Annotated in this window: 12 protein-coding genes; 4 read left to right on the top strand and 8 right to left on the bottom strand. The window is 41.1% G+C overall.

The window, feature by feature from the left end; translation table 11 throughout:
* Window positions 1–704: 704 nt before the first annotated feature.
* The 3 genes from MSG37_RS20950 to xapA form a co-directional block, all read right to left on the bottom strand.
* Window positions 705–1,697, bottom strand: a complete 993-nt coding sequence (locus MSG37_RS20950; protein ID WP_248472703.1) for a patatin family protein — start codon at window positions 1,695–1,697, stop codon at window positions 705–707.
* Between the two features lie 231 nt (window positions 1,698–1,928).
* On the bottom strand, window positions 1,929–3,188 hold the full coding sequence (locus MSG37_RS20945; protein WP_248472701.1) for a NupC/NupG family nucleoside CNT transporter: 1,260 nt from the start codon (window positions 3,186–3,188) through the stop codon (window positions 1,929–1,931).
* 12 nt (window positions 3,189–3,200) lie between these two features.
* Window positions 3,201–4,031 (bottom strand): xanthosine phosphorylase, encoded by an 831-nt coding sequence (xapA, locus tag MSG37_RS20940; RefSeq protein WP_248472699.1) that lies wholly within the window; start codon window positions 4,029–4,031, stop codon window positions 3,201–3,203.
* Between the two features lie 222 nt (window positions 4,032–4,253).
* Between xapA and MSG37_RS20935 the strand changes: the two genes are divergently transcribed.
* Window positions 4,254–5,222, top strand: a complete 969-nt coding sequence (locus MSG37_RS20935; RefSeq protein ID WP_248472697.1) for a LysR family transcriptional regulator — start codon at window positions 4,254–4,256, stop codon at window positions 5,220–5,222.
* A 140-nt stretch (window positions 5,223–5,362) separates the two neighbouring features.
* Here MSG37_RS20935 and MSG37_RS20930 read toward each other — a convergent pair whose 3' ends face one another.
* Window positions 5,363–6,019: a DUF2057 domain-containing protein gene (locus MSG37_RS20930; RefSeq protein WP_248472695.1), complete on the bottom strand. Its 657-nt coding sequence runs from the start codon at window positions 6,017–6,019 to the stop codon at window positions 5,363–5,365.
* Window positions 6,020–6,185: 166 nt separating this feature from the next.
* Between MSG37_RS20930 and MSG37_RS20925 the strand changes: the two genes are divergently transcribed.
* Together MSG37_RS20925 and corA are read left to right on the top strand one after the other, a co-directional pair.
* Entirely contained in the window at window positions 6,186–6,551 is a 366-nt protein-coding gene (locus MSG37_RS20925; RefSeq protein ID WP_248472694.1) for a hypothetical protein, read from the top strand.
* 109 nt (window positions 6,552–6,660) lie between these two features.
* Window positions 6,661–7,608, top strand: coding sequence for a magnesium/cobalt transporter CorA (corA, locus tag MSG37_RS20920; RefSeq protein ID WP_248472693.1), 948 nt, complete (start codon window positions 6,661–6,663; stop codon window positions 7,606–7,608).
* A 160-nt stretch (window positions 7,609–7,768) separates the two neighbouring features.
* On the opposite strand, the gene MSG37_RS20915 is transcribed toward corA, so the two are convergent.
* Both MSG37_RS20915 and MSG37_RS20910 read right to left on the bottom strand, forming a co-directional pair.
* The gene (locus MSG37_RS20915) at window positions 7,769–8,086 is read right to left on the bottom strand and encodes a DUF3135 domain-containing protein (protein WP_248472692.1); all 318 of its coding nucleotides are present in this window, start codon (window positions 8,084–8,086) and stop codon (window positions 7,769–7,771) included.
* A 119-nt stretch (window positions 8,087–8,205) separates the two neighbouring features.
* The gene (locus MSG37_RS20910; protein ID WP_248472690.1) at window positions 8,206–9,462 is read right to left on the bottom strand and encodes a DUF3391 domain-containing protein; all 1,257 of its coding nucleotides are present in this window, start codon (window positions 9,460–9,462) and stop codon (window positions 8,206–8,208) included.
* Window positions 9,463–9,570: 108 nt separating this feature from the next.
* Between MSG37_RS20910 and MSG37_RS20905 the strand changes: the two genes are divergently transcribed.
* Window positions 9,571–10,266: a 2OG-Fe(II) oxygenase gene (locus MSG37_RS20905; protein ID WP_248472688.1), complete on the top strand. Its 696-nt coding sequence runs from the start codon at window positions 9,571–9,573 to the stop codon at window positions 10,264–10,266.
* On the opposite strand, the gene MSG37_RS20900 is transcribed toward MSG37_RS20905, so the two are convergent.
* A complete protein-coding gene (locus tag MSG37_RS20900; protein WP_248472686.1) occupies window positions 10,259–11,611 on the bottom strand; it encodes a sensor histidine kinase in 1,353 nt (450 codons plus the stop codon). The genes MSG37_RS20905 and MSG37_RS20900 overlap by 8 nt on opposite strands.
* Window positions 11,602–12,276: a response regulator gene (locus tag MSG37_RS20895; protein WP_248472684.1), complete on the bottom strand. Its 675-nt coding sequence runs from the start codon at window positions 12,274–12,276 to the stop codon at window positions 11,602–11,604. The genes MSG37_RS20900 and MSG37_RS20895 overlap by 10 nt, the downstream gene beginning before the upstream one ends.
* Window positions 12,277–12,512 lie beyond the last annotated feature (236 nt).

The raw sequence follows: 12,512 nt of genomic DNA, 5'->3' as shown, positions 1-12,512 counted from the left end.
GGTCTCCCCATGTGAGAGTAGGTCATTTCCAGGCGCCTATTTAAGTAGAAAAGCCACCTGAATAAGGTGGCTTTTTTGCGTTTGGACGATATAAAAGTAATTAAGATTACCTAATCAATGTGTCGTTATAGGTTAAGGTGACTTTCTACTTAAGCACGTACGTGCAATACCTACTCCCGATGTCGGTCGATAAATGTTCCTAACTATATCGACACTTCCGCCATCCTTGGCGATCGCCCGCCGCTGAGCTTGGCCAGAAATTGCATCCATGCGTTTCAGGCATTCGTCACATCCGTGTGACTCGCCTCCAGCTTCGAAGGCAAGCTTGTCCGCGTTCACTCTTCACTCAAAGCGCAGGGGCTGAATACTACGTATTCAAAACGCCTCACTTTCCCCCCCATGTGTTCGCTGCGCGAACCGAGGGCGATTATATGCTCCTGCATAATCGACACTTCCCATATCCATGAGGGTCGTAGGTCATTTCCAGGCGCCAAATAACGAGAAAGCCCCGGGCTTTTTTACGTTTGTAATTTTTGCAAAATCCTGCTTTTTATAGATAAATGCTTATCCAAGAAATAGCACTTATACCATTCCATCTTAACACTTAGTCATTTTTGCCCAATCTCTCTGGCATAGAGACATCACTTTTGCTGCACGACTAAATGTTGATTCTGATTAGTATTATCGTATTTTCATATTGTTAGTTAGCAGTAGCGTAGTACTTTTCTAGTAGATTTCACAGAAGCTATTTTGCGGGGGCTTAGTAATGTATCAGAGCGTTGATTAATGAAAGCCTGTCCTGCTTTTTTCCCTAGTAGATAGTCGGTCTGTAGAGCTAATTTTTTACTGCCGATAAGTTTGCTGTTTAGATTGTGCTCTGGGAAAATTTGGATTATTTCTAAATCCTTTGGTGGAGACTGGATAAATCTTAGAGAATCGCGGTAGGCATGTTCGTGATGTACAAAGAAATCGAGGGCTTTAGGGCATTGGTTCGTCGTACAGACCCAGGATTTTAAACGATTGACCCAAGGTGTATTGGCTGCATATTCCTTTGGTAGTGTGCGTAGTACAACTATTTTTCGCGCGCCGCGTCTATAAGCTTCTTCAACGGGAAGAGGCGCTGATAAGCCACCATCAACTTGGAATTCATCATTTATTTTAACCCCTTCTTTATACAAAAGAGGTAATGCGCTTGAGGCTTTGAGTAATGTTAACCAATTATCTCGGTTGGGTTCATAAAAGTTAGCCTGGTAGCTTGAGCTATTAGTGGTTGAGATAAGTAATTGGCGTTTGTTAAGTTGCTCAAGACCTTTATCAAGGTCAAGAATATGCGGTTGTTTGCCTTTAGTTGTACTGCTGTTTACCTGATCAAAATACCAATCTAAGTCGACAGTATTTTGACCTTTTAAAGGCCTGCTCAAGCTAAAGAACTTTGGGTTTATAGATAATTCAGTGATTGAGCGGTGAGCAAAGCCTATTTGCTCGGTAATGTAGCTTGATAGGTTTTGCGCACCTGCGGATGTGCCTATTAATAAGGAAAAAGGATTAAAGTTTTGCTCAAGCCAGGCATCTAATATTCCGGCGGTGAAAATCCCCCGCTGACCGCCACCTTCAGCTATTAATGCTGTATGAGCGATAGCTGTGTTTGTCGAGCTGTTAATTGTGGAATTGGTGATTTGCTGCAGTGCTGATGACATAATTGATAGCTGCTTTGGGAAGTTTAGTGAACTTATCGATTAGGCTAATCCCTAATAATAAGCATATTAATCTATACCTAAAATCAGCTAGAGGATAATTGAATTAATCAATTGGGATGATTAATTAATCCAATTGTGTTTCGGGGTATCTAATTACAGAGGGGAAAAAGGAGCCATAGGCTCCTTTAAGTATTGTTATTCGAGATTGTTTTCTGTCATCTAGCTTATGGATTAAACCAGTGAGAAGAAAATACCAGCGATTGCAGCGCTCATTAGGTTCGAACAAGTCGCTGCTACAACTGTGCGTAAGCCGTATTTTGCAATAAAGTCCGTTCTTGATGGGCAAAGCGTACCAAGACCACCGATCAAAATACCCATAGACGCTAAGTTAGCAAAACCACATAGTGCAAAGCTGATAATAACTTTACTCTTTTCTTGTAGTACTTGTAGGCCTGCAGCTGTAACTTCTGCATTATCTTTTAGGTAAGGCGCTAAATCGCTATATGCAACAAACTCGTTAACGATTAGCTTTTTACCGATCATTGAGCCAGCAATTGCCATATCAGCAACAGGCACACCGAGTAGGAACGCTAGTGGGGCAAAAATCCAACCTAAAATGCCTTCAAGAGACAGTTGCATTCCGACTAGATCGCCAAGGCTACCCAATAGGTTGTTTGCAAGTGTCACTAAGCCAATCATGGCAATTAGCATTGCACCAATGGCTGCTGCTAGCTTAAGACCACTTGCTGCACCTTCACCGGCTGCTGCAAGCACGTTTACAGGTGGTTTTTCATCAAACTGGATTTTGCTATCCATGGTATATGCTGGCGTTGTTGTTTCCGGCAAGATCAATTTCGCAAATAAAACACCGCCTGGAGCCGCCATAAATGATGCTGCTAGCAAATATTCCATATCTACGCCCATCATCGCGTAGCCTGCGAGTACGGTACCTGAAACTGACGCCATACCACCACACATAACTGCGAAGAATTCAGAGTCACTCATTTTTGCCATATATGGCTTAATGACTAATGGGGCTTCGCTTTGACCAACAAAAATGTTTGATACAGCAGACATAGATTCTGGCTGTGAGGTGCCCAGTAATTTAGCCATACCGCCACCAATGATGCGGATGATAAATTGCATAATGCCGAGGTAGTATAAAACGGCAATTAAGGCAGAGAAAAATACAACGAGTGGCAGTACGTTAAGCGCGAAAACAAAGCCAATACCTTCAACAGAAAAGTTGACTAAGTTACCGAATAAAAACCGAATACCGGCTTTACCACTATCAAGTACAACGTGTACACCATGTGACATTGATTCTAGCGCTTGGCGACCGACAGGCACATAAAGCACGAAAGCACCAATAAGTACCTGAAGACCTAAGGCTGCACCAACGGTGCGTAATTTAATTGCACTACGATTTACTGAGCAAGCAAAACCAATGCCCAGAAGCACTAGCATACCCACGAATCCCATGAACATCATATTGATACTTCCTTACTTTTTCACACTGATAACGAAAGCGTTAATTAGCTTTAAGAAATCGCTTTCAGCTAGCTTGGCGCATTTTAGTGTTTGTTCATGTGATAGCTTTACATCACCTAGGCCTTCAGCCATATTGGTAATTGCACAGATCGCTAAAACTGGTAATCCGCAGTGAGCTGCTGAGATAACTTCAGGAACAACAGACATACCCACAACATCGCCGCCGATAATTTGCATCATGCGGATCTCGGCAGCAGTTTCGAAACATGGGCCTGGGTACGATACAAATACCCCTTCATTGACTGCAATGTCTTCTGCTTTAGCAATAGTGAGTGCTTGTTCACGTAGATCTTTATCGTATGCATTAGCAAGACTAAAAAAGCGTGGGCCGTATTTATCGTCATTTGGGCCAGTCATTGGCGTGCTTGGCATAGTATTAATGTGGTCCGAGAAAACAACGAGTGAACCCACATCAATGCGCTCTGGACGAAGCGAGCCTGCAGCATTAGTGACTAGCAACATTTCACAGCCAAGCGTTTTGAAAGTACGAACTGGCGTCGTCATGACTTTCATTGATTCGTGCTCATAGAAATGACCACGGCCTTTCATGCATGCTACTGGTACGCCGTTTAAGTAACCAAGAACAAGTTCACCACTGTGACCTTCAACAGTGCTTACAGGAAAACCGTCTAATTCTTGATAACCAATGCTAACTTTATCTTCTAGTTTGTCGGCTAAAACGCCTAAACCAGAGCCTAAAATCATTGCAATTTGTGGTTTAAAACCTGGTTTGTATTTTTCGATGGTTGCGACAGCATTTGGGACAGGATCGTACAGAGACATTTTTATATTCCTAAGTGGACTTTGTTATTGGCCTCACGATATTCCTAAGCTATTTTGATTAAAATCGCTAAAAATGACGCTACTGTGCTGTTTTTCGGTACATTAAAGCGGCTCAAAGTTAGTAAGCAATAAACTGATAATTAAAACATCGACTAATGTAATTTTTGACTACTGTGCAACCAAAAGTGATTAACTGCTTGAAAACAATGGAATGCTAAATTTGTGAACAAAGACCAAAACACAGGTGCGTTAGATCTCAAAAGCTTATTTTGGGCTGAACGGATCAGTATGAAAATGCTGCGCTACTTTTATGTGGCAAGTCATTGTCAGAGCTTTACTCAGGCCGCGGAGCAACTGCATATTTCTAAGTCGCCATTAAGTGCGCAGATGCGAGAACTTGAAGCTGTATTAGGGGTAAAATTGTTCAACCGTGAACAAAGAAGTATTCAGCTTACCGCTGCTGGTGTTTTGTTGCGGGAGCAATGCCAATCTATTTTTAACGTCATGGAAAGCTCTATTAACCAAGTGACTCAATATGCCCGCCAACGCCAAGGTTTACTGCGGTTGGGGATTGTTAGTTCTGTTTTTTGGGCGGGGTTTGGTTATGCATGCCAACAGTTAAAGTTTGAGTTTCCTAAGATCCAGTTTGAATTTATTGAACAATCACCACAGCAGCAAAAGGTTGCTTTGTTCAATAATGAAATCGACATCGGTTTCGTGCGTTATGCTGACACCTTAGACATTAGTCCTTTAGAGTCGTGTAATTTGTACTGTGAGCCAATGTGTGTCGCGTTATCAGACAAACATAGTTTGAGCAAACAAAAGCAACTTTGCTTGACCGATTTGGCCAATGAAAAGTTTGTCATGATGAGCCAGAAAAATTCCGCTTCGGCGCAGCTTGTAGTGAATCATTGCATTAAAGCAGGGTTTATTCCGACTTTAGTGCAGGAAGTTGTCGAGCCTATGACGTTAATGAATGTGATTGAAAGTCGAGAAGGGATCTCTATTGTGCCACAAAGTTTTAGCCGTCAAAGTTGGCAGCATATTCGTTTTGTTGACCTTAAGCAGCAAATTAATGCCCATATTTGCGCGGTTTATAATCCACAAAAAATGACACCAGAAAAACAATCCCTAATTCAATCAATTCATCTATTTATGAATAGTGACGCATCAAAAGTGTCACCTTATTAAGTCACTGTATCTGTATATTTCACATGGCTGTCAGTCGAGGCTGTAAAGTGAGTCAGCGAGATTGTGAGAACGAGTATTAGATATAAAGCCTGCTAAACATGCAGGCTCTATATATCAATAAGCTAGCTAAATGAGGTTACTTATTTAATGCGCTCTTTAAATGCTTTACGGGTTTCTTCATCTGCTTGTTGATACCAAAAATCGAGCATTTGGCCGACATTGATTTGCTGCTTACTCGGATCAGCTTGATTGACATCACCGGTTTGTACATTCACTGCGGCTGAGCTTGCCGTAACAATAGCCGGCGTTGCTATCGCTGCTGCTTGCAGCTTTAAAGAAGCACTATTATTGGTTAAGTTATAGGCTGCAATTTCTTGTTCGTAATCGCGACCTAGCTGTAAGCCTTCTTTAATCAGTTTTCCCTGCTCGAAATGAATGCTTTGATCATTTGCATCCACTATGGTTAATTGCGGGTTTTTATTAAATTCGTCTGCGGCACTATTGGAGCGAATTCGTGGCAAAGTTAATGCAAGCTTACTGTTTTTCTCGTCAAACTTAACAATGATAATATCTGACTTAAACTGAGTTTGGGTACCATGTTGTTGATAACGGCCAATGTAACGAAACGCAATTTGGTTACTGCCATTGTTGAGCTTTAGAGAGTCATTGCCGCTACTGTTGTTACCATTTACTAGCACAAGCTCTAAATTTGAAGGCAGAGCTAAGCTAACATCGGCTTGTGCGTGGGCACTAAACAGCAATATAGAACTACATAAGGCAATAATATAACGATTCATTAGGGATCCTAATCGGGAGTAATGACCTCTTTATAGCAGAATGAGGTCAAACTTGCATAGTGAGATGATTTTATTGCTAACTAGTATGCAAATGCTTGGAGATCCATAACAGTTTATCTAGCGTTTTGTCGGTATAATCGCTGCAAACGTCATAGAGGGAAAGCGAGTGCTAACTAAAATACTAATCACCTTATTGATCATCGTTGCTGCAATGCTATATATACGTAAGCCAAGAGAGCAGGGTGTGCGCGCAAATACCAAAGAGTTAGCAAAAAATATTAAGCTGCGAATAGCTGGCTACATTTTAATTGGTTTGTCGCTAACAGCAACCGCTGCTTATTGGTATTGGGACTGGAATGATAGTCGTCAAGTTGTCAGTGTAACTATAGTGTCACCAGTAAGTGATGATTCGGTTGTCTATCAAGTAAGAAAGAAAGATATTACTAGCAATGAAATAACAACTATCGACGGTATTCGTATCCGATTGTCGAATCAAGAGCGAATTATCGTTGCAAACACAGTAAATGAATAATTTATGTGCACTTTTTTCTTGATAGCCATTTGCAGCTTAGCTTTATAGGGTAGAATAGCCCTCGTTTTTTTGTCTACAATTTTTGCATTGCGCGTTTACAGGAGGAGCTATGATTACAGCCTATGCCTATGAGAATCGTAAAACCACGATTTTTGAATTAAGCATCAAGGACACAATCCCTCCCGGCATTATTTGGCTTGATCTTTATAAGCCCGATGAGCAAGAACGTGAATGGTTAAGCCGTTTTTCTGTTGAAGATGTGCCAGATGAAGAAGATATCAATGAGATTGAAGCTTCTGCGCGTTTTTATCAAAATAGTGACGGGTTACACATCAACTCTTTATTTCCTCAGCGTGCTGGCCAAGACGTCAAAGGCGTTAACGTTTCATTTAATTTGCGGAAGAACTTCTTATTAACTATCCGTGATGAAGATGTGGGGCTTATTCGTTTATTACGCAATTATTTAAGGCTAGGAAAAATTGAAGCGACAACGCCTGAATCTTTGCTTTTAGAGCTATTTAATTTAAAAGTTGAGTACCTATCTGATCTTATTGAAGACGTTTATACCGTGCTTGAAAATGTTAGCGAAGAGGTATTTAAAAACGAAGAGCTTGATAACGTATTTAAGCTTATTACACGTCAAGAAGACTCTAACGGTAAAATTCGACTGAGTTTGCTCGATACTCAGCGTTCATTGCGCTTTATGCAGCGATATTATCGTGCACAATTATCTGATGAAGAGCTTAAAGATCTGCGAGAAATGCTGTCAGATATCGAATCTTTGATGCCACATAGTCAGTTTATTTTCGACAAGTTAAACTTTTTGCTTGATGCTGCAATGGGCTTTAGCGGTTTACAGCAAAATAAAATCATTAAGATCTTCTCAGTTGCTGCAGTGGTATTTTTACCACCGACAGTGATAGCAAGTGCTTATGGGATGAACTTTGTCAATATGCCTGAGCTTGACTGGCGCTTTGGCTACCCTATGGCTATTGCGATGATGTTTGGTAGTGCAGCCGGAACGTATTTTTTCTTTAAGCGCAAAGGTTGGCTGTAACACGTAGCTTATAACTGGTTAGTTGCCACAGCTTGGCAACAAAAGGCTGACTTATAAACATTAAATTATAAGCACTTAAGTATATAAGTTAGGTTTTAAGCGCCTGGTTATTAAATCCAAGCCGTGAAGATGACATTAACAAAATCAGGTTCTTAATTTGTTAATCGCGTGAGTTTTTACGCAGTACTACCACATCGGCTTTGTTATTTAAAAAACTATTGGGCTGGCTATACACTTGGTTGAGTATGGCCAGTTTTTGAAACATCAGATTGCTGACGACCTGGCAGCGTTGATATGAGTTTTTACATAAAGCGAGTCGCTTCTCAAGATCATGAAGTAAACCATGTAGGTTTGCTTGGTTGGCTTGGCTTGATCCCGCTATCGCTTCTTGGCTTAGCTGCTTTTGCAACGCATCGAGCTTTTCAGGCGCATTCTCCGCCAGCCATAACAGCCTGTCAAAGCTTGGAAGTTCAGTCATAACCACTGCCTTTAACATTAATATCATATATTAACGTTAGTCAGAGGTATTGATTTCAGCAAGTAATAGCCGTCAATGTATGTAAAGCATACTGGCGGCTATTTTTCATTTTCTCTAAGTTATCTTTCTGAGCCAAGGAAGTAGCTGACTTTCTCTCTAGGGTTCAGGTATTTGAGAACTTTATCAGGCAGCGCTGCCACAGGTAAACATCTTACAATCTTAAGATTTTCTGCAGCGAGATCAACAATAGGTGCTTGCTCTTTAGGCACCGTCGGGTCGTAAACGAGCACTCGTGGCAGCAATAACTGACTTAAATTAACCGACATCACCATAGCAAACTGGCCGGAATTAAGCTCTACAACGCTGCCAGGTGGATATACACCTAACATTTTGACTAAACGACTTATCACCGTCTGATTTAGTTGGGTTTTATAGTTTTTATAGATAAACCCGAGTGCAGAATAGGGTGTACGACCTTTTTTAGTGCGATTTGAATGACACAAATTGTCATAAGTATTTATCACGCACACTAGCTGGCTTAACTTATCAATATCTGGCTCTTTTAGGCCTTTAGGGCTACCGGTACCATCTAAAAACTCGTGGTGATTTAAGATAATGGGTAAAGCTTCAGCAGGAAAATTATCAGCTCCAGCAAGTAACTCTGCGCCCATTAACGGGTGTTGATTAACATAGTTTTGTTCTGCTGTGGTGAGAGGACCTATCTTACGCAGCAGTTGAGTTGGTACGTTAAGCTTGCCGATATCATGAAAGAGTGCCCCCATGCCGATCCATTCAATCTCTTTGCGGCTCCAACCTAATTCTTTAGCGACTAGCATTGAAAGTACTGCAACGTTCAAAGAGTGATAATAGATACTGTCATCACTTTTTGCATCCGCCATAAGGTGTAGCACGAGCTTATCGTCGGTAAGCAATTGGTTACATACACCATGCACAAGCTCTTGTGCTTCACTAACCGCGTCAAGGGGGCGATTACGTAATTTATTCATTAGATTACGCATCATAGCGACATTACGTACAAAGTGCTTTTCGGTTTTTTGCAGGTGGCGTCTTAAGGCTTGTTGAGCTTCAATGCTTTTAGCTTTTTGCTGGTTTAACTCATTTGAAAACTGTTCTAAATTGTTATCAATTATGGCAGCGGTTTTCTCCGCTTCTAAAGATGTTAGTGGCGGAGCATCACTGCGGTCAGACCGGACATAGACAAATTCAAGCCCAAGATTTTTGATTATCTCAATTTGTGCCTGTTGCTTGATTTTAAAGGTATTAAATATAAAAGGGTGATCTTTCCAGGCAATAGGTAAACGTACAAAATTGCCAACTTGCAGCTGCGCCACAGCGACTTTACAACTATTTGTCATGAGTAATATTTTAAATCTTTCCTGATTTGCTATTTTAACCCAAGTTATATAATTTACAATTACTTAACTGTAAATTATATAGCTGGCTTCAAGCTAAGAGCGCAAAAAATGGATTTTATAGAAGTATACCCAAATGCACTTCCTGACGACTTTTGTGATGAGTTAATACGTCAGTTTGATAATCATAATGGTGTTCAAGCCGGGCGAACTGGTGGCGGGGTCGATGAAACTAAGAAAGTGAGTTTAGACCTCATGCTAGATGCGCACGGGGACCTGACTTCGGTGAAAAATCGCTTACTGGGTTATACCTTGGCCAAAGCAACTGAGTATTTTGATAAATATTCATTAGCGTTAATGGGCGCAGTAGCGGTCAATGTTGCTGGAGAGCATGGTGAGTCGCTCACTTTAACACCCGACAATTACTCAAAGTTTGGTAAAGATAGAGCGGGTGCTTTAGTAAAGTATTTATATCGCAGCGGCACCATTAATATTCAAAAGTACCCGCAAGGTTTAGGTGGTTACCCTCATTGGCATTCAGAGCAGTTTCCGCAAAGTGGCCATAACGAAGCACTGCATCGAGTTGTTCTATATATGTATTATTTAAACGATGTTGATGAGGGCGGTGAAACCGAGTTTTATTATCAAAATAAATGTATTAAACCTAAAAAGGGCACTATGGTTATTGCCCCGGCGGGCTTTACGCATTCGCATCGTGGCAACATTCCCAAGAGTCACGATAAGTACATCGCAACGTCTTGGATCATGTTCAATCGTGCAGAGCAACTGTATGGGACAACTAAATAGGAATTGAAATCCTAAAACATGCACCTTCAAGTTCTGAAGTTTCAATACTTAAGCGGCCGCCATAACTAATTACGATTTCATTACATACTGCTAAGCCGATCCCTTGACCCGCTTTTTGGGTATCGGCCCGAACGCCTCGCTGAATGATATTCTGACGAATACTTTCCTCAACGCCTGGGCCATCATCTTCAACAAGCAGTTCAAATTCACCAGCGTCATTGTAATAAGACGAAACCCTTACAGTGGTAATGCATAACTTAAATGCATTTTCCATCAAGTTACCACAGAGCTCCATGAGATCGCCTTTATCACCGGGAAATACATGTTCAGTTGCAATGACTGCTTCAAATTTAACTTGTTTGTCGCGGTATACCTTAAACAGCATTTGCGCCAACTGGTCAACTAACGGAGCGATTAGTGTTTGCTCTTGTTTTAAGCCTTTGCGGCCAAGCATGGCACGTTTTAATTGATATTTTACCAATTGATCCATTTGGCTAACTTGTTCCATGATCTTTTCGCTGCAGGCTTCTTTATCTAATGAGCGATCATCGGTTATCGCATGTACTGCAGCTAAGCGAGTTTTCAAACTATGGGCAAGGTCATTCATTGCATTTTGATAACGCTGCTGCTGTGCGCTTGATTGTACTAGTAATTGGTTTAGGGCTTGAGTAACGCCTTCAAGCTCAACCGGATAGCCGTCTGATAAAGATTTAGATTTACCGCTGTTGACCGATTGCAACTCATTACGTAGTCGCACCAATGGCCGCATTCCCCAATAAGCAGCACTAATCAATAAAACCAGTGCAAGGGCTAAGACAAAGGCTAAACGAATATAAGTTAAACGGCTGAATTTGCTATATTCCTCTTCAAGTTTTTCGGCATCTTTTAAAACCAGTAAGTTGTACTTACTGTTAGCGATTTCAAGAGAGAGCAAATAGACAAAGTAGCCTTTAGAATCGGCAAGTGATAGATAGTAGGGCGGCGAGCTATTTCTAATTTCGTTAAAACGTTCACAGGTATCAAAAAGACCACGGTCGACAGCTAACGATGAAGTCCAAACTTGGTTAAAAGTGCTGTCACAGCTTGCGATTATGTAACGTTGCTTGGCACTATTATCTTCAAGCCACTCATCACTATTATCTGGTATTAAGTCATGTTCTCTTAATTCCGCTGCAACTTTAGGGATTTCAGCAATGAGCTGCGCGGTTTCTTCATTGTAGCTATTTTGCGCATGCAGAATGTTGACCATCCAAGCCAGACCAAAACCCACCAAAGCGATAATGGATAATGAAGTGAGAAACATCCGCGTAAGCAGACGTTTCTTGGGTTTAAACTTTAGCTGCATGGTAAGTTGAATTTATATCCTTGGCCGCGGATAGTTGCGATAGGGTTTTCAAGCCCGTCTTTGGTGAGTTTTTTACGTAAGCGACTAACCATGACTTCAATGGTATTTGGATCACCTTCTTTATCGCCGTAGATCACATCAAGCAAACGTTGTTTAGCGACAACTTCATGGCAGTGGCGCATTAAATATTCAAGAATTAAATATTCAAATGCAGTGACTTCCATTGGCTCGTTATTAAGGGTCACTTGTTTAGCGGCAAGGTCAATTTCTAACGGGCCACTGGTGATCTGTGGTTTTACAAATCCTGCACTGCGACGCACTAAGGCATCCAGGCGAGCAACCAATTCTTCTTTTTGAAACGGTTTAACTAAATAGTCGTCGGCACCGGCATTCAGGCCTTCGACTTTATCTTGCCAGTTAACCCTTGCAGTTAAGATAAGTACCGGTGCTTTCAGGCCACTGTCACGCAGGCTTTGGATCAGACTTATGCCGTCTTGGTCTGGCAGACCTAAATCAACAATCGCCACGTCAATAGGATAATTAGTGGCTTGATAAAATCCCTCTTTAGCGGTTAATGCTACTTGAACTTGATTCCCTAACTCACTTAATTGCACTTTTAAATGGTGAGATAAAATCGGATCATCTTCAACAACCAGTATTCGCATAATCAAAATATCCTTGAATTCAATACAGTTCAGTTTACGCAGAATTACGGCGACTGCAACTATGTATGTGATGAATCAAGAGTTTACGCTTTATAAACTTAACCACTGCTGAACTTGTACTATACGCATTTTTATATGCGGCATTTTTCAGCGAAAATGAGAGTTTTGTCTATAAAACGAGATTGATAATAATTCTAACGTTATTTTATGTGGTTAATACTGGGTTTGTTGCTGCT

Source organism: Shewanella sp. 1CM18E (assembly GCF_023161665.1).
Taxonomy (GTDB): domain Bacteria; phylum Pseudomonadota; class Gammaproteobacteria; order Enterobacterales; family Shewanellaceae; genus Shewanella.
This window is presented reverse-complemented; position numbering and strand designations above follow the sequence as displayed.

Excerpts from the sequence above, each read along its gene's own strand:
- MSG37_RS20950 (WP_248472703.1), bottom strand. The coding sequence starts at position 1,697 with ATGTCATCAGCACTGCAGCAAATCACCAATTCCACAATTAACAGCTCG.
- MSG37_RS20945 (WP_248472701.1), bottom strand. The coding sequence starts at position 3,188 with ATGATGTTCATGGGATTCGTGGGTATGCTAGTGCTTCTGGGCATTGGT.
- xapA (WP_248472699.1), bottom strand. The coding sequence starts at position 4,031 with ATGTCTCTGTACGATCCTGTCCCAAATGCTGTCGCAACCATCGAAAAA.
- MSG37_RS20930 (WP_248472695.1), bottom strand. The coding sequence starts at position 6,019 with ATGAATCGTTATATTATTGCCTTATGTAGTTCTATATTGCTGTTTAGT.
- corA (WP_248472693.1), top strand. The coding sequence starts at position 6,661 with ATGATTACAGCCTATGCCTATGAGAATCGTAAAACCACGATTTTTGAA.
- MSG37_RS20915 (WP_248472692.1), bottom strand. The coding sequence starts at position 8,086 with ATGACTGAACTTCCAAGCTTTGACAGGCTGTTATGGCTGGCGGAGAAT.
- MSG37_RS20910 (WP_248472690.1), bottom strand. The coding sequence starts at position 9,462 with ATGACAAATAGTTGTAAAGTCGCTGTGGCGCAGCTGCAAGTTGGCAAT.
- MSG37_RS20905 (WP_248472688.1), top strand. The coding sequence starts at position 9,571 with ATGGATTTTATAGAAGTATACCCAAATGCACTTCCTGACGACTTTTGT.
- MSG37_RS20900 (WP_248472686.1), bottom strand. The coding sequence starts at position 11,611 with ATGCAGCTAAAGTTTAAACCCAAGAAACGTCTGCTTACGCGGATGTTT.
- MSG37_RS20895 (WP_248472684.1), bottom strand. The coding sequence starts at position 12,276 with ATGCGAATACTGGTTGTTGAAGATGATCCGATTTTATCTCACCATTTA.